Consider the following 17,775-nt stretch of genomic DNA (forward strand, 5'->3'; position numbering starts at 1 on the left):
GCACCTTGCTCTGTAGGAGCGAGCTTGCTCGCGAAGAACGTCAACGATCACGCGTGCTGCCTGGTTAAACGCGGTGTACTTGAGTGCTTCGCGAGCAAGCTCGCTCCTACAAGGTGGCGTTAAGGGCCAGGACCTCGTCGCACTTGGGGCAGAATTCATGTTCGCCCGCCAGGTAGCCGTGCACCGGGCAGATGGAGAACGTCGGCGTCACCGTCAGGTAAGGCAGGCGGAAACGCCCCAGGGCCTTGCGCACCAGCTGCTTGCAGGCCTGGGCCGAGGAAATCTGCTCGGCCATATACAGGTGCAGCACGGTGCCGCCGGTGTATTTGCATTGCAGTTCGTCTTGCAGCTCCAGGGCTTCGAATGGGTCTTCGGTGAAGCCCACCGGCAACTGCGAAGAGTTGGTGTAATACGGCGCGCCAAGGCTGCCGGCCTGGAGGATCGCGGGGAAACGCTTGAGGTCTTCCTTGGCAAAGCGGTAGGTGGTGCCTTCGGCCGGCGTGGCCTCCAGGTTGTAGAGGTGGCCGGTGTCTTCCTGGAAGCGCAGCAACGTGGCGCGCACATGGTCCAGCACCTGCAGCGCAAACTCGCGCCCGCGGGCGGTATGGGTGCCCTCCTCGTCGCCAGTGAAATTGCGCAGCATCTCGTGCATGCCATTCAGGCCGATGGTTGAGAAGTGATTGCGCAAGGTCCCCAGGTAGCGCTTGGTGTAGGGGTACAGGCCGGCGTCCATATGGTGCTGGATCACCTTGCGCTTGACCTCCAGGCTCTCCATTGCCAGCTCCATCAGGTGGTCCAGGCGTTGCAGCAGGCCGCTGGTGTCGCCCTTGAACAGGTAGCCCAGGCGGGCGCAGTTGATCGTCACCACCCCCAATGAGCCGGTCTGCTCCGCCGAACCGAACAACCCGCCGCCACGCTTGAGCAACTCGCGCACATCCAGCTGCAAGCGGCAGCACATCGAGCGCACCTGGTTGGGCTGCATATCGGAATTGAGGAAGTTCTGGAAGTACGGCAGGCCGTAGCGCGCGGTCATCTCGAACAGGCGGTCGGCGTTTTCGCTGTCCCACGGGAAGTCATGGGTGATGTTGTAGGTGGGGATCGGGAAGGTGAACACCCGGCCCTTGGCGTCGCCGGCCTGCATCACTTCGATATAGGCGCGGTTGATCAGCTCCATTTCCGCTTGCAGGTCACCGTAGGCAAACGGCATTTCTTCGCCGCCGATAATCGGGATCTGCTCGCGCAGGTCTTCCGGGCAGACCCAGTCGAATGTCAGGTTGGTAAACGGCGTTTGCGTGCCCCAGCGCGAGGGCACGTTGAGGTTGTAGATAAACTCCTGCACCGCCTGGCGAATCTCGGGGAACGTCAGTTGGTCCTTGCGCACAAAGGGCGCCAGGTAGGTGTCGAACGAGCTGAAAGCCTGGGCACCGGCCCACTCGTTCTGCAGGGTGCCGAGGAAGTTGACCATCTGCCCCAAGGCACTGCCCAGGTGCTTGGGCGGCCCGGCTTCGACGCGGCCGGGCACGCCATTGAGGCCTTCGTGCAGCAGCGTGCGCAGGGACCAGCCGGCGCAGTAGCCGGCGAGCATGTCCAGGTCATGGATATGCAAGTCCGCCTCGCGATGGGCCTGGCCGATCTCCTGGCTATAGACCTCGTCCAGCCAGTAATTGGCGGTGACCTTGCCCGACACGTTGAGCACCAGCCCACCCAGGGAGTAACCCTGGTTGGCGTTGGCCTGCACACGCCAGTCTTCACGGTCGAGGTACTCGTTCATCGAGGTGGCGACTTCCACCAGGGTCTTGCGATCCCGGCGCAGGCGCCCGTGCTGCTCGCGATAGACGATATAGGCACGCATCGCCAAAAAGTACCCGGCGTCCATCAACACCCGCTCGACACTGTCCTGGATCTGCTCCACATCCAGGCGGGTAATCCCGCGTAGACGGGCGAGCACCGCCCCTAACAACAGATCGACTTCGGCGTCCTGATACTCGCCAGTGGCGTTACCCGCGGCGATCATCGCCTGGCGGATTTTCTCGGCATCAAAGGCTACGAGGGTGCCATCGCGCTTGTGTAGGCGGGTACTGACCAGCGGGCTTGAGGTGATCTGCATGGGGGCTCCAAAACACTACATATAGATTTAATAGTTCGTATAGACACAAGATGCAGTGATGGTACGCAGTGAAAGATGGGTTGCAATTGACCAGGGTCAAGTTTGCGTAGAGGTATCGTCACGGGCCAGTTCACGTTCAATCTGTTCGATGCTGGGTAAGCTGGTTTGGAGTTCTGCCGGGAGGGAGCCGACCAACTGGTACTCCGCCACCCCGATGGGTCGAGCGCTGTCACGCAAGGCATATTCAGCCACTATCTTGTTTTTGCTTTTGCACAGCAGCAAACCAATGGTGGGGCTGTCTTGCGGGTGCTTGAGTTGGGCGTCCACCGCTGCGAGGTAAAAACCCAACTGCCCCAGATGCTCTGGCTTGAACTTGCCGGCCTTGAGCTCAATAGCGACGTAACAGCGCAGTTTCAAGTGATAAAACAGCAGGTCGATGAAGAACTCCTCGCCGCCCACATCCAGCAGGACCTGCTTGCCGACAAAAGCAAAGCCTGCCCCCAACTCCAGCAAAAAGTCGGTGACATGCCTGATCAGAGCGCTTTCGATCTCACGCTCCTGCGCGTCCAGGGTCAGCCCCAGAAAATCGAAACGATAGGGATCTTTCAGCGACTCGCGGGCCAAGTCCGACTGGGGCTTGGGCAGCAGGGTTTCGAAGTTGCTGACAGCATTGCCACTGCGCTCCAGCAAACGGGTCTCGATCTGCATGACCAGAATGTTGCGTGACCAGTTGTGTTCAATGGCTTGGGCGGCGTACCAGCGGCGGGTTTCGGGGCCGGGCAGTTTATCGAGCAGTGCTATTTGGTGATACCAAGGCAATTGTGCAAGCACCGCTTGCACAAACTCAGGTTCCGGCCAAGCCTCGGCAAATGCGCGCATGTACTTGAGGTTGCGCGGCGAAAAACCTTTCATATCAGGAAAAGCTGAACGCAAATCCTGCGCCAGGCGCTCAATGACTTTTGCTCCCCACCCTTGCTGCGCCTGGCGGGTCAAGATGTCCTGGCCAATCTGCCAGTACAGCAGCACAAGCTCACGGTTTACTGCCAGCGATGCACGCTGCTGGGCAGAGTGAGTACGGTTTTTCAGCTCCTTCAACCAGTCGCCATATCCCTCAGGAGGTGTAGTGAGGCTGTCAGCGGATCGATTCATTCCGGGTTCCTTGTCGATATTGCCCGTTGTAGAAACCAGCAATGGTAACGACGGAAAAACGCCACGCGGGCCAGCGGAATGCCCTTGATACAAAACAACGGGAACTACTGTTCGACAGGGTTCCAGCACCTCCTCACCCCCCACTCATGTTCATAAACCGCACCACCTGCACCTCGCCCTCCCCGGTAAAGTCATGGCGCAGTGGTTTACCGCGCAACGCCTTGTGCAGCGCTTCCACCAACGGCCGATCATCCAACGGATAGCGGCGCAGCAACGCACGAAAATCCACCGCGTTGTCCTGCCCCAGGCACAGCAGCAACTGCCCTTCCACCGTCATCCGTACCCGGTTGCAGCTGGCGCAGAAGTTGTGGGAGTTGGGCGAGATAAAGCCGATGCGCGTCTGCGAATGCCGGGCCAGGCGCACGTAACGTGCCGGGCCGCCGCTGTTTTCGGTGCTGTCGAGCAGCGAGTGATGCTCGGCAATCAAGGCCCGAACCTGCTCGCTGGAACAAAAGGATTCGCCCCGCGAGCGCCCCACATCCCCCAACGGCATCTCTTCGATAAAGCTGATATCGATGCCCTGGTCGATGGCGTACTGCACCAGCGCCGGCACTTCATCAAAGTTGCGGCCCTTCATCACCACGCAGTTGAGCTTGACCCGCTCGAACCTGGCATCCCGTGCGGCCTCGATGCCGTCCAGCACCTGGCGCAAGTCGCCGTTGCGGGTGATCGCGCGAAAACGTTCGGGGTCGAGGCTGTCGAGGCTGATATTCATGCGTTTGACCCCAGCCTCCACCAGCGGCCGCGCCAGGCGGCCCAGTTGCGAGCCGTTGCTGGTCATGACCAGTTCGCGCAAGCCGGGCAACGCGGCGATGTGGCGGCACAGCTCGACAATGCCGGGACGGATCAGCGGCTCGCCCCCGGTCAGGCGGATCTTGCGCACACCCTGGCTGACGAACACCGTCGCCAGCCGTTGCAGCTCCTCCAGGGTCAACACTTGCTGGCGCGGCAGGAAGGTCATGTTTTTTGCCATGCAGTACACACAGCGAAAATCACAACGATCAGTCACCGACAACCGCAGGTAGTCAATGGAACGGCCCACACCATCCACCAGGCTCATGTCACTGCACCAACGGCGAGTCGGCGCCCTGCAGCGCGATGCCACGTACATCGGCCGCGCCAATCAGGGTTTGCAGGTATTGCACCAGTGCCTTCTGCCACACCCCTTGCTGCAACTGGGTGCGAATCGCCGTGGCGACTGCCTCGTAGGGCAGCGGCTGGCCTTCGATGCGCTGATCGACGCAGATCACATGCCAGCCGTAGCGGCTTTCCAGGGGTTTGCTGGCCAGGCCCGGGGCCAGGGTAAACAATTGGCGCTCCAACTCTGGCACGGTCTGGCCTTTGCTCACCTGCCCCAACGAACCGCCCTGGGCCTTGGACGGACACGCCGAGTACTTCAAGGCCAGGTCGGCAAAGCTGGCCGGTGACTCTTGCAGGCTCAACAACAACACCTCGGCCTGGGAATGCGCGACATGCCGCGCCTCGGCGTCGTCCGGCGCACACTCCAGCAAAATGTGCCGTACCGCGAGCAACGGCGCGCTGTGAAAGCGCCCGCGATTGCTTTCGAAGTAGCGCACACAGGTGGCCTCGTCGCAGTCCGGCACCTTGACTTCACGCTCCAGCAACAGGCGGGTCGCTGCCTCTTCTTCGTTCTCGCCGGCGCCGACTTCCAGCAACACTCCCAGCTCACGAATCCGCTGCTGTAGCAGCTCACGGATCACCAAGGCGCGGGCGGCGAGGAACACCGCCTCCTCGCGACTCTCAGCCGGGTGATATTGCAGTTCCTGAGCCATCGCCTCGGGGGTAATCTGCACCCCGTTGACGCTGACAATCGGCCATTCCTGTTCACTGCTGGCGATCAGTTGCGGCTCGACGGCCACCACCACTTCCGGCTCTTTGGCCGAAGAGCTGCAACCACCACCGCCGCTGCCGCCACCACATCCGCATCCTGTAGTCATGACGTTCTCCTCACTTCTGCCGCACGATTTGATAACGACGGCCCAGGTACCAGATCGGCGCACTGACCATGTGCACCAGACGGGTAAACGGGAACAGTACAAACAGGCTCAGGCCCAGCGCCACGTGCGCCTTGTAGATCAGGCTCACCGGGGCAATCGCCGCCGCTGCTTCCACCGGCCGCAGCAACACCACGTTCTGCGCCCAGTCCGCGAGCATCACCATCACCGAACCGTCCATATGCCCGGTCGACGCAACGATAGTCAGCAAACCCAGGACCAACTGCGCCAGCAACACCAGCAAGATCAGGATGTCCGATGGGCTTGATGTGGCCCGGACCCGTGGATCAGTGAGGCGACGATTGACCAGCATCACCAGGCCCACCAGGCACAGCAAGCCGAAGAAACCACCGGAGACCATCGCCAGCAGCTGCTTGTTTTCGGTACTGATCACATGGTGGTAGATCGACGCCGGCGTCAGCAGGCCGACAAAATGCCCGGCCAGCACGAACAGCACGCCGATATGGAAGAAGTTGCTCGCCACACGCATGCCACGGTTATTGAGCATCTGGCTGGAGCCGGCCTTCCAGGTGTACTGCGACAGGTCAAACCGCGCCCAACTGCCCAACAGGCAGATGGCCAGGGCGACATACGGATACACGCCAAATACCAGCAAATTCCACTTAGACATTACCCACCTCCTTGGCTGGCACGGCGGCCAGCCCTTCGTGCTGAAAATCCACCCAGTGCAACGGCACCGCACTTTCTTCGCGGGCCTTGCCCGGCGCGCTGGGCATGGCGCTGCAACGGTCCTGCTGCTCGGCCTGCATGAAGTCCACGGCCTCCTCTTCCCAGACCTTGTCCAGGGCTTCGAGGGAGTCGTCGCGCACTTCGGCGGCAACCTGGGCGCGCAACTCGGCAATCGCCTGGTGCGGCTCGGCGCCGCTGATCTGCAACAGCGCACGGAAGCAACTGGCATAGGCGCTTTCGCGCTCGTCCAGGCGCGCCGCCAGCAAGGCCAGCAGGTGCGCCACATCCGCCAGGCCCTCGCGGGCCTCGATGTCTTCGCGGGTGGACAGAAACTCCAGGTACAACGGGATGTAGTCCGGCAGCTCCTTGACGCCGATGGCAAACCCGGCCTCCTGGTACTGGGCCATCATGTCGACCATAGCCTGGCCGCGATCGCGCGACTCGCCATGCACGTGTTCAAACAACAGCAGCGACAGCGAGCGACCGCGGCCAAACAACGCACCGTAGTGCTCCTGGCCATCCATCAGGTCATTGCTGCAGATCAGCTCCAACAGCTCGAACAACGCACCACGCTGCTTGGGGCTGATTTCCCGCGATTCGAGAATCGCCTGCTCCAGTTCATCGCGGCCGTTCACCAGGGTTTCGGTGGGATAGTCCAGCAGCAACGAGATCACTTTAAGAATGCGCATGGCTCAGTCCTCCCAGATCTGTACGGTTTTCAGCACGTCGCGGCGGTTGGCCTTCTTCGCCCCGAACATATTGGTGTCGGAGCTGCCACTGCAGCCGCTGCCAAAGCTGAAACCACAACCGGAACGCTCGGCAAACGCATCGCTCATCGCGTCTTCACGGTGGGCGCTGGGCACTACAAAACGGTCTTCGTAGTTGGCAATCGCCAGGTAGCGGTACATCTCTTCCACCTGGGCAACGCTCAGGTCGACGTCGGCCAGCACTTGCAGGTCCTCCACACCGTCCACTTGCTGTGAGCGCTTGAAGGCGCGCATGGCCAGCAGGCGTTTAAGCGCACGCTTGACCGGCTTTTCGTCACCGGCAGTCAGCATATTGGCCAGGTAGCGCAGCGGGATGCGCAGGCTATCGACATCCGGGATCACCCCGTTCATGCCCACGGTGCCAGCAGCGGCGGCGTTCTGGATCGGCGACAGCGGCGGCACGTACCAGACCATCGGCAAGGTGCGGTATTCCGGGTGCAGCGGCAGCGCCAGCTTCCAGTCCACGGCCATTTTGTACACCGGCGAACGCTGGGCCGAGTCGATCACCGACTGCGGTACACCATCGGCCAGGGCCTGGCGGATCACCGCCGGGTCATTGGGGTCGAGGAAGATTTCCAGCTGCTTCTCGTACAGGTCGTGCTCGTTGGCGGTGCTCGCCACTTCGCTGATGCGGTCGGCGTCATACAGCAACACGCCGAGGTAGCGGATCCGCCCGACGCAGGTTTCTGCGCAGACGGTGGGCATGCCCGCTTCGATCCGTGGGTAGCAGAAGATGCACTTCTCGGATTTGCCGCTTTTCCAGTTGAAGTAGATTTTCTTGTACGGGCAACCGCTGATGCACATGCGCCAGCCGCGGCATTTTTCTTGGTCGATCAGGACGATGCCGTCCTCTTCACGCTTGTAGATCGCGCCGCTGGGGCACGATGCCGCGCACGCCGGGTTCAGGCAGTGCTCGCACAGGCGCGGCAGGTACATCATGAAGGTGTTTTCGTACTCGCCATAAATGTCGGCCTGGATCTGGTCGAAGTTCTTGTCCTTGCGGCGCTTGGCGAACTCGGTGCCGAGGATTTCTTCCCAGTTGGGGCCCCACTCGATTTTCTCCATGCGCTTGCCCGACACCACCGAACGCGGGCGCGCAGTGGGTTGGTGCTCGCCCAGGGGCGCGGTGTGCAGGTGCTGGTAGTCGAAGTCGAACGGCTCGTAGTAGTCGTCCAGGCTCGGCAGGTCCGGGTTGGCGAAGATGTTCGCCAACACGCGGAACTTGCCGCCGATACGTGGGTTGATCGAGCCGTTGGCGTTACGGATCCAGCCGCCCTTCCACTTGTCCTGGTTTTCCCACTCCTTGGGGTAGCCGATGCCCGGCTTGGATTCAACGTTGTTGAACCAGGCGTATTCCATGCCTTCGCGGCTGGTCCAGACGTTTTTGCAGGTGATGGAGCAGGTGTGGCAGCCGATGCACTTGTCCAGGTTCAGGACCATGCCGATTTGTGAGCGAATCTTCATCTCAGTTCTCCTCGATATCGGTCGGCAATGGACGCGGCAGATCATCACCGCTGGAACCATCGAGCCAATCGACCTTGACCATCTTGCGCACCACCACGAATTCATCGCGGTTGCAGCCGACTGTGCCGTAATAGTTGAAACCGTAGGCCTGCTGGGCATAGCCGCCGATCATGTGGGTCGGCTTGAGCACCACGCGGGTCACCGAGTTGTGGTGGCCGCCACGGGTCTTGGTGGTTTCCGAACCCGGTACGTTCACGATGCGTTCCTGGGCGTGGTACATCATCACCATGCCTTCCTTGACCCGCTGGCTAACCACCGCACGGGCGGTCAGGGCGCCGTTGACGTTGAAGCACTCGATCCAGTCGTTGTCCTCGATCCCGGCGCGCTTGGCGTCGATTTCCGAGAGCCACACAATCGGGCCGCCACGGCTGAGGGTGAGCATCAGCAGGTTGTCGCTGTAGGTGCTGTGGATCCCCCACTTCTGGTGCGGAGTGATCCAGTTCAGGACGATTTCGGTCTCGCCATTGCTGCGCTTGCCCTTCACCCCTTCGATGGTGCGGGTGTTGACCGGTGGCCGGTAGCTCATCAATTGCTCGCCGAACGCCTGCATCCACGGGTGATCCTGGTAGAACTGCTGGCGGCCGGTGATGGTGCGCCATGGGATGTTTTCATGGACGTTGGTGTAGCCGGCGTTGTAGCTCACGTGCTCATCTTCCAGGCCCGACCAGGTGGGGCTGGAGATGATCTTGCGCGGCTGCGCCTGGATATCGCGGAAGCGGATCGCTTCGTGGGCCTTGGAAATCGCCAGGTGGCTGTGGTCGATGCCGGTGAATTCCGACAGCGCGGCCCAGGCTTTCAAGGCCACCTTGCCGTTGGTTTCCGGGGCCAGGGACAGGATCACTTCGGCGGCGTCGATGGCTGTGTCGATCTTTGGCCGGCCATGGCTGATGCCCGCATCGCCTTCGTGGTGGTTGAGCTCGCCAAGGAACTCGACCTCCTCATCGGTATTCCAGTTGATGCCCTTGCCGCCGTTGCCGAGTTTTTCCAGCATCGGGCCCAGGGACGAGAACTGCTTGTAGATGTTCGGGTAATCGCGCTCCACCACCGCCATGTTTGGCGCGTTCTTGCCCGGTACCGGCGCCACACCGGCGCTTTTCCAGTCGGTGCCGCCAAACGGCTGGGCCAGTTCGCCGACGCTGTCATGCATCAACGGCACGGTGACCAGGTCTTGTTCCACGCCCAAGTGGCCGACCGACATGGCCGAGAACGCCTTGGCGATGCCTTTGTAGATTTCCCAGTCCGAACGCGACTCCCACGCCGGATCAATCGCCGCCGACAGCGGGTGAATGAACGGGTGCATGTCCGAGGTGTTCATGTCGTCTTTTTCGTACCAGGTTGCGGTCGGCAACACGATGTCGGAATAGACGCAGGTGGAAGACATGCGGAAGTCCAGGGTGGTCACCAGGTCCAGCTTGCCGATGGCGCCGTCTTCGACCCACTCGGCCTCGGTCGGCTTGCATTCGGTGCTGTGGCCGATGTCTTCGTTCATCACCCCGTTCTTGGTGCCCAGCAGGTACTTGAGCATGTACTCATGGCCCTTGCCCGACGAACCGAGCAGGTTGGAACGCCAGATAAACATGTTGCGCGGGAAGTTCACCGGGCTGTCCGGCTGCTCGCAGGCAAAACGCAAGCTGCCGTCCTGCCAGGACTTGACCACGTAGTCTTTCGGGTCCATGCCAGCGGCCGCGGCGTCGCGGCAGATATGCAGCGGGTTGGTATTGAGTTGTGGCGCGCTGGGCAACCAGCCGGCGCGTTCGGCGCGGATGTTGTAGTCCAGGGCATGCTCGGGGAACTGCGACTTGTCAGCCAGCGGCGAGAGGATGTCGTGCATGCTCATCTTCTCGTGGCGCCATTGCGAGCTGTGGCCATAGAAGAAGCTGGTGCCGTTCATCTGGCGTGGCGGACGGTTCCAGTCCAGGCCGAACGCCAGGGGCAGCCAGCCGCATTGCGGGCGCAGTTTTTCCTGGCCCACGTAGTGCGCCCAACCGCCGCCGGTCTGGCCGACGCAACCGCAGAGCATGAGCATATTGATCAGCCCGCGGTAGTTCATGTCCATGTGGTACCAGTGGTTCATCGCCGCGCCGACGATGATCATCGAGCGACCACGGGTCTTGTCGGCGTTGTCGGCAAACTCGCGGGCGATCTGGATCGCCTTCTCGCGGCTGACGCCGGTGATTGCTTCCTGCCAGGCCGGTGTACCCGGCACGCTGGCGTCGTTGTAGTCCTTGGCCACATTGCTGCCGCCCAGGCCACGGTCGATGGCCAGGTTCGCGGCGGACAGGTCAAACACCGTCGCCACTTTAGCCACCGTGCCATCAGCCAGGGTCACGCTGTGCACCGGCACCCGACGGAACTGCACGGCATCGCCGGCCACGTGCTGGAAGTAGTCGTGGGCTTCACCGGCAAAATACGGGAACGCCACTTCGGCGACGTCATCGCCGATCAGGCTCAGTTTCAGGTCGATCTCGCGGCCTTCACCGCCTTCTTTGGCGAGGATGTTCCACTTGCCCTTCTCGCCCCAGCGATAGCCGATGGCGCCTTGTGGCGAGACCAGTTCGCCACTCTCGTCGAGGGCGATGGTTTTCCATTCCGGGTTGTTGTCCTGGCCCAGATTGTCGACCAGATCCGACGCGCGCAAAAAGCGGTCGGGCTGGAAGCCTGCGCCCGGGGCAAAGCCGGTCATGGGCTTGAGCATCACCAACACCGGCAAGTCGGTGTAGCGCTTGGCGTAGTCGGTGAAGTACGCGCTGGGCTTGTCCAGGTGAAATTCTTTGAAGATCACATGGTTGAACGCCTGGGCCAACGCGGCGTCAGTGCCCTGCTTAGGGTTGAGCCACAGGTCGGTAAGCTTGGCCACTTCCGAATAGTCGGGGGTGATGGCCACGGTCTTGGTGCCCTTGTAGCGCACCTCGGTGAAGAAGTGCGCGTCTGGGGTACGGGTCTGCGGGACGTTGGAGCCCCAGGCAATGATGTAGTTGGAGTTGTACCAGTCGGCCGATTCCGGCACGTCGGTCTGCTCGCCCCAGACCATCGGCGAGGCCGGTGGCAGGTCGCAGTACCAGTCGTAGAAACTCAGGCACACGCCACCAATCAACGACAGGTAACGGGAACCGGCGGCATAGCTGACCATGGACATGGCCGGGATCGGCGAGAAGCCGACGATGCGGTCCGGGCCATATTGCTTGATGGTGTAGACGTTGGACGCAGCGATGATCTCGTTGACTTCATCCCAGTTGGAGCGGATGAAGCCGCCCATGCCGCGTTTGCTTTTATAGGAGTCGGCCTTGACCTTGTCCTCGACAATGCTCGCCCAGGCCTCGACCGGCGACAGGGTCAGGCGCGCCTCGCGCCACAGTTTGAGCAATGGCTTGCGGATCTTCGGGTACTTCAGGCGGTTGGCGCTGTAGATGTACCAGCTGTAGCTCGCGCCACGGGGGCAGCCGCGCGGCTCATGGTTGGGCAAGTCGTTGCGGGTGCGCGGGTAATCGGTCTGCTGGGTTTCCCAGGTGATCAGGCCGTTCTTCACGTAGATCTTCCACGAGCACGAGCCGGTGCAGTTCACCCCGTGGGTGGAACGCACGATCTTGTCGTACTGCCAGCGCGAACGGTAGACGTTCTCCCAGTCGCGGGACTCTTTGCGGGTCTCGCCGTGACCTTCGGAGAATTCGTCTTGCTTGCGATTGAAGAACCGCAGTTGATCGAGTAAATGACTCATGGTGCTTTCCTCTCAGGCTTGCTGCGGGGTTCTGTGCCCCGCCCACGCAAGGTTTGAATTCGGGGTCGACTCAGCAGGGGGTCTCGGCGCCTTTGCGCGCATACCACCACCAGGTCACGACAATGCAGCTCAGGTAGAAGCCGACGAACATGTAGAAGGCCAATGCCGGGCTGCCGGTGTAGGCCATGGACGAGCCAAAGGTCTTGGGAATGAAGAACGCACCGAAGGCGCCCATGGCCGAACTGAAGCCCAGCACGGCTGCCGATTCCTTGGTCGCATCCTTGAGGGCTTGCTCACGCACGGCGGCAGGTTTGCCGGCGCTGGCTTTTTCATGCTGGGTGCGGAAGATCACCGGGATCATGCGGAAGGTGGAGCCGTTGCCGATGCCAGTGGTAATGAACAGCAGCATGAACAGGCCAAGGAAGCCGTAGAAGCTGCCGCCCTGGCCGTTCAGTGGCAGAAAGTGCAGGACGCCAAACACCATCACGATCATCAGCACGAAGTTCCACAGGGTCACCCGCGCACCGCCCAGCTTGTCTGCCAGCCAGCCGCCCAAAGGGCGTACCAGGGCGCCTACCAGCGGGCCGAGGAATGCGAATTTCAAAGCGTTGACGTCCGGGAACGAAGTCTTGATCAGCATCGGGAAGGCGGCCGAGAAGCCTATGAAGGAACCGAAGGTCGCCAGGTACAACCAGCACATCAACCAGTTGTGCTTGCGCTTGAAGATCACTGCTTGCTCGCTGAACGAAGCACGGGCGCTGGACAGGTCGTTCATGCCGAACCAGGCAAACAGGGTCACGGTGATAATGAACGGCACCCAGATAAAGCCAGCGTTCTGCAGCCACAACTGGCTGCCGTCTTCCAGGGTCTGCGGCTGACCACCGAGCAGGCCGAACACACCAAAGGTGATCACCAGCGGCACGCAGAACTGCATCACCGACACGCCGAGGTTACCCAGGCCGGCGTTCAGGCCCAGGGCCGTGCCTTGCTGGGCCTTGGGGTAGAAGAAGCTGATGTTGGACATGCTTGAGGCGAAGTTGCCGCCACCAAAGCCGCACAGCAGCGCGATCAGCACAAATACGCTGTAGGAAGTGCTGGGGTCCTGCACCGCAAAGCCCATCCACAGCGAGGGGATCAGCAGCGACGCGGTGCTCAGGGCGGTCCAGCGGCGGCCGCCGAAGATCGGCACCATGAACGAATAGAACACGCGCAAGGTCGCACCGGACAGGCCCGGCAAGGCGGCCAGCCAGAACAGCTGATCGGTGGTGAAATTGAAGCCGATGGCGTTCAAGCGCACGATCACCGTGCTCCATACCATCCATACAGCGAAGGCCAACAGCAGCGCCGGGATCGAGATCCACAGGTTGCGGGTCGCGGTCTGTTTGCCGCTGGCGCCCCAGAATGCAGGGTCTTCGGGGCGCCAGTCGTGGATCACCGGGCCCGAATTGGGCTTTTGCGCGATAGTCATGCGGATTCTCCTTGGAGAGGCTGGGCCACCGCTTTACCGAGCAGCGGTTGCTTGCGGATTTCACTGAAGTACATCCAGGTCAGGGAGACCCAGACCACGCCGTACATCAACATGAAGCAGGAAGAGCGCACGCCGGTGAGGTCCACCAGGGCGCCGAACATGATCGGCAGCACGAAGCCACCCAGGCCCCCGGCCAGGCCGACGATGCCGGACACCGCGCCCATGTTTTGCGGGTAGTCATTGGCGATGTACTTGAACACCGAGGCCTTGCCGAAGGCGAAGGCGATGCCCATCACAAACAGCAGGATGGTGAAGACGGTGGCGTTGAGGCCGATATGGAAATCCAGCGGGCCGTTGACGGTCTGCACCTGCAATTGGGTCTGCGGGTAGCTGAGCAGGAACAGGCAGATCCAGCTCACCCACAACACCCACCAGGTCACGCTTTGTGCGCCCCAGCGGTCGGACATCCAGCCGCCTACGGCGCGCAGCACCCCACCCGGCAGGGAAAAACACGCGGCCAGCAGCGCGGCGCTTTGCAGGCTGAAGCCATATTCCTGCACGTAGTACTTGGTCGCCCACAGCGCCAGGGCCACGTAGCCACCGAACACAATCGAGTAGTACTGGCAGTAGCGCCACACGGCCGGGTCCTTGAGGCACAGCAACTGCTCGCGAAAGGTCGCGCCACTGGCATTGCGGTGGGCCTTGTTTTCGCTGGTGAGGAACCAGAACAGCAGCGCGGTGATAAACAGGATCGCGCTGAACACCTTCGGCACCAGGTGCCAGGTACCCAGGGCGATCAGGGCCGGCGCAAGAAACTTGGTCACCGCCGCCCCGGCATTGCCGGCACCGAACACGCCCATGGCAAAGCCCTGGTTGTCCTTGTCGAACCACTTGGCGACATAGGCGATGCCCACCGAGAACGAGCCGCCCGCCAGGCCGACAAACAGCCCCAGCACCAGGAATTGCCAGAAGGCGGTGGCATAGGTGATCAGGTACAGCGGCAGCACGCAGGTGAGCATCAGTACAAAGAACACGATGCGCCCGCCGAAGCGGTCCGTCAGCAGGCCCAGGGGCAGGCGCACCAGGGAGCCGGTCAACACGGGGGTGGCGGCCAGCAGGCCGAACTGGGTTTCGTTGAGTTGCAGCAGCTCTTTGATCGGCACGCCAAGGACGGCGAACATCATCCAGACCATAAAGCACACGGTGAAGGCCAGCGTACTCATGCCCAGCACCAGGCCTTGTCTTACACGGGGTTGAGTCACGGTTTGCGCTCCCAGAAGTGATTCCATGAGCGCAGGTTAGGGGCGACGTCCTCGCAGAACTTGACCCAGATCAACGTCCGCCTGGGGGGTATTGGCCTATGCTTGCCCCATCTACCTCCAAGGAGGTAGGCCAAATAACAAGAGAAAGTCTTTATTTATCAATGGATTGGTCTCTTGTGCCGGCTTTTTCCCGTGGGAGGGTTCGCCGGCAACTCTTTAGAGGTAGTGCGCCAGGGATTGCAGAATTCAATGCTGTTTTCCTTGCCAGGTGCCGCCATGCTGCTGTTCTTCCCCCTTCGATTACGCCGTGATGTTTAACTGGCTGCGCAGCTCCCTGCCCGCGCGGGCCGGTGTCGCGGTGATCCTGATTGCGATCCTGGCCCTGGCCAGTTCCCTGAGCGCCGGGCTGATCGCCTGGTTCAGCCAGGGCGACGGCGCGGCCATCAACACCGCAGGCTCGGTGCGCATGGAGACCTACCACCTGAGCTGGAAACTCGCCGACCATGCCCCCGCCGACGAGATCCAGGCCATCACCCAAAGCCTGCAACGGCGCCTGGACAGCCAGTCATTGAAAGCGGTGCTGGAAGACGGCCCCCAGAGCGCCCTGCAACAGAGCTACCAGCAGATCCAGCAACACTGGAACCTGGAGCTGCGCCCGGCCATCGAGCGTGGCGACGGCGCCCTGTTCCGCGAACGCGCGCCAGCCTTTGTCGAGCAACTGAACCAGTTCGTCAGCCTGTTGCAGCAGCAGAGCGAGCACAAACAAGGCTGGCAACAGCTGATCCAGGGCCTGGCGCTGTTCAGCACCCTGATCATCCTGCTGCTGGGGCTGTATGAATTGCAGTACGGCGTGGTCACGCCCCTGAAGGAGTTGGTGGATGCAACGCGACGCTTTCGCGAGGGCGACTACACAGCCCGGGTCAATCACCGCTCCCAAGACGAGCTTGGCCAGTTGGCCCTGAGCTTCAACACCCTGGCCGAAACCATCGAGCAGTCCCACCGCACCCTGGAAAGCCAGGTGCAGCACAAGACCCTCAACCTGCAACAAGCCAACGCCGCCCTCGAGTTGCTCTACGAGAGCAGCCGCAGCCTGGCCACGCGCCTGGCCAACGCCGAAGGCCTCGACGAATTGATCCGGCGCTTCCAGAAGCGCCTGCCGGGCCTGCGCCTGTCGCTGTGCCTGCAAGGGCACTTCCTCGCCCCGGCCCAGCAGATGCTCGCACTGCATGGCGAGAACAGTCGCAACGTCTGCGCCATTGGCGACTGCGCCACCTGCGAACGGCATCACGTGGCCCCGCCCCAGGTGTTCAGCATCAGCAACCAGGGCGCAGAGTTGGGCGAACTCAAGGCGCATTTCGTCGACGGGCATGCGCCCCAGGACTGGGAAAAACAGCTGATCCAGGCGCTGGCCAACCTGATTGGCACCTCGCTGTCCCTCAAGCGCCAGCGTGAACAGGACCACCGCCTGTTACTGCTGGATGAACGCACGATCATCGCCCGCGAACTGCATGACTCCCTGGCGCAAGCGCTGTCGTATATGAAGCTGCAAGTCAGCCGCATGCAGACCCTGCTGCGCCGTGACGAACCCAAGGCCACCCTGGAAACCGTCACCGGCGAACTGCGCGAAGGCCTGAACAACGCCTATCGGCAACTGCGTGAGTTGCTGACCACCTTCCGCCTGCAAATCCACGATGCCGGGCTGGTCCAGGAGCTCAAAGACACCGCCGAGGAGTTCTCGCGCCGTGGCGAATTCCAGGTGCACCTGCATGTGGATGCCCTGGCCTTCCAACTGTCGGCCAGTGAACAGATCCACCTGTTGCAGGTGACCCGTGAAGCCTTGTCCAACTGCCTGCGCCACGCCCATGCCGAGAACGCCTGGCTGCAACTGCGCCAGCACGGCGAAACCGTGAGCTTGAGCATTGAAGACGACGGTCGCGGCTTCAGCGAGCCGGTGGACCAACGCGAACACCACGGCCTGAACATCATGGATGAACGCGCCCGCAGCCTGCACGGCCAACTGGATATTTCTGCCCGCGAGCCCCAAGGCACACGGGTACATTTGCTGTTTCGCCCGGAATTCCTCGGGCAGTCTTTACAACAAGGTAGCCTGTCATGAACACCCCACACCGCCACGGCATCCTGCTCGTCGACGACCACCCGATGATGCGCCACGGCATGCGCCAGATGCTCGAACTGGAAGATGACCTGCACGTGGTGGGCGAAGCCGGCAATGGCGAGGAAGCCCTGGGGCTGATCGAATCGTTGCAACCGGACCTGGTGTTGCTGGACAACAACATGCCGCAAATGAACGGCCTGGAAACCCTGCGCCGCCTGCGCGCCATGGCCTATGGCGGCAAGGTCTTGCTGTTTACCGTGTCCGATGCCGAAGACGACATCCGCGACGCCCTGCGCCTGGATGCCAACGGTTATCTGCTCAAGGACATGGAGCCGGAACTGCTGATCCAGTACATCCGCGATGCCCTGCACGGCGCCCTGGTGATCAGCCCTGGCCTGACGCGCGTGCTGGCCCAGGCCCTGCGCTCACCCCAACCCCATGCCGCGGTTGAACTGACCGAGCGCGAGCGGCAGGTGTTGAAGACCATCGCCGGGGGTTACAGCAATAAGGTGATCGGGCACAAGCTGGGGATTACCGAGGGCACGGTGAAGGTGCATGTGAAGAATCTGCTGCACAAACTGGGGTTGCGCTCGCGGGTGGAGGCTGCGGTGTGGGCGATGGAGCATTTGCGCCAGGCTGGGTAGGGTTTTGTGGGAGCTGGCGTGCCTGCGAGGGTCGTTAGCGATGACGTTGGGTAACTGACACCCCGAGGTGTTCTTGCTGGCGTGATCGCAGCATAGGCATCTACACAACTTCAGAAACTGACGATCTCCCCTGTGGCGAGCGGGCTGTTGTGGCGAGCGGGCTTGCCCCGCGCTGGGCGGCGAAGCCGCCCCAATAAGCCCGCCGCGTTTCTTCAGATAAACCGCGATAGCCGGGTTTAGGGCGGCTTCGCAGCCCAG

The 17,775-nt window shown here is 61.8% G+C and carries 12 protein-coding genes; 2 read left to right on the plus strand and 10 right to left on the minus strand.

What is annotated here, in order from left to right; genetic code table 11:
* Positions 1-106 precede the first annotated feature (106 nt).
* The 10 genes from GDV60_RS14435 to GDV60_RS14480 all read right to left on the minus strand — a co-directional run bounded on the left by GDV60_RS14435 (position 107) and on the right by GDV60_RS14480 (position 14,757).
* Complete coding sequence (locus GDV60_RS14435) at positions 107-2,107, minus strand: ribonucleoside triphosphate reductase (RefSeq protein WP_029291329.1); 2,001 nt, start codon at positions 2,105-2,107, stop codon at positions 107-109.
* Between the two features lie 96 nt (positions 2,108-2,203).
* Entirely contained in the window at positions 2,204-3,256 is a 1,053-nt protein-coding gene (locus GDV60_RS14440; RefSeq protein WP_104912460.1) for a YhcG family protein, read from the minus strand.
* Positions 3,257-3,389: 133 nt separating this feature from the next.
* Positions 3,390-4,376: a GTP 3',8-cyclase MoaA gene (moaA, locus tag GDV60_RS14445; RefSeq protein ID WP_104912461.1), complete on the minus strand. Its 987-nt coding sequence runs from the start codon at positions 4,374-4,376 to the stop codon at positions 3,390-3,392.
* 1 nt (position 4,377) lies between these two features.
* The gene (locus tag GDV60_RS14450; protein ID WP_092237027.1) at positions 4,378-5,274 is read right to left on the minus strand and encodes a peptidylprolyl isomerase; all 897 of its coding nucleotides are present in this window, start codon (positions 5,272-5,274) and stop codon (positions 4,378-4,380) included.
* A 10-nt stretch (positions 5,275-5,284) separates the two neighbouring features.
* Positions 5,285-5,962: a respiratory nitrate reductase subunit gamma gene (narI, locus tag GDV60_RS14455; RefSeq protein WP_029291319.1), complete on the minus strand. Its 678-nt coding sequence runs from the start codon at positions 5,960-5,962 to the stop codon at positions 5,285-5,287.
* Positions 5,955-6,710 (minus strand): nitrate reductase molybdenum cofactor assembly chaperone, encoded by a 756-nt coding sequence (narJ, locus tag GDV60_RS14460; RefSeq protein WP_029291318.1) that lies wholly within the window; start codon positions 6,708-6,710, stop codon positions 5,955-5,957. The genes narI and narJ overlap by 8 nt, the downstream gene beginning before the upstream one ends.
* A gap of 3 nt (positions 6,711-6,713) precedes the next feature.
* Positions 6,714-8,252 carry a nitrate reductase subunit beta gene (narH, locus tag GDV60_RS14465; RefSeq protein ID WP_029291316.1) on the minus strand — a complete coding sequence of 513 codons (1,539 nt, stop codon included), beginning with the start codon at positions 8,250-8,252 and terminating at the stop codon, positions 6,714-6,716.
* Position 8,253: 1 nt separating this feature from the next.
* Entirely contained in the window at positions 8,254-12,027 is a 3,774-nt protein-coding gene (locus GDV60_RS14470) for a nitrate reductase subunit alpha (RefSeq protein ID WP_029291314.1), read from the minus strand.
* A 70-nt stretch (positions 12,028-12,097) separates the two neighbouring features.
* Positions 12,098-13,495, minus strand: a complete 1,398-nt coding sequence (locus tag GDV60_RS14475) for a NarK family nitrate/nitrite MFS transporter (RefSeq protein ID WP_159907797.1) — start codon at positions 13,493-13,495, stop codon at positions 12,098-12,100.
* The gene (locus GDV60_RS14480; protein WP_050492699.1) at positions 13,492-14,757 is read right to left on the minus strand and encodes a nitrate/nitrite transporter; all 1,266 of its coding nucleotides are present in this window, start codon (positions 14,755-14,757) and stop codon (positions 13,492-13,494) included. The genes GDV60_RS14475 and GDV60_RS14480 overlap by 4 nt, the downstream gene beginning before the upstream one ends.
* A 310-nt stretch (positions 14,758-15,067) precedes the next feature.
* Between GDV60_RS14480 and GDV60_RS14485 the strand changes: the two genes are divergently transcribed.
* Positions 15,068-16,873: a HAMP domain-containing protein gene (locus GDV60_RS14485; protein ID WP_092237037.1), complete on the plus strand. Its 1,806-nt coding sequence runs from the start codon at positions 15,068-15,070 to the stop codon at positions 16,871-16,873.
* Positions 16,870-17,517, plus strand: coding sequence for a two-component system response regulator NarL (gene narL, locus GDV60_RS14490; RefSeq protein ID WP_029291304.1), 648 nt, complete (start codon positions 16,870-16,872; stop codon positions 17,515-17,517). The genes GDV60_RS14485 and narL overlap by 4 nt, the downstream gene beginning before the upstream one ends.
* The last annotated feature ends 258 nt before the right edge of the window (positions 17,518-17,775 follow it).

The organism is Pseudomonas sp. DTU12.1 (assembly GCF_009873475.1).
Classification (GTDB): domain Bacteria; phylum Pseudomonadota; class Gammaproteobacteria; order Pseudomonadales; family Pseudomonadaceae; genus Aquipseudomonas; species Aquipseudomonas proteolytica.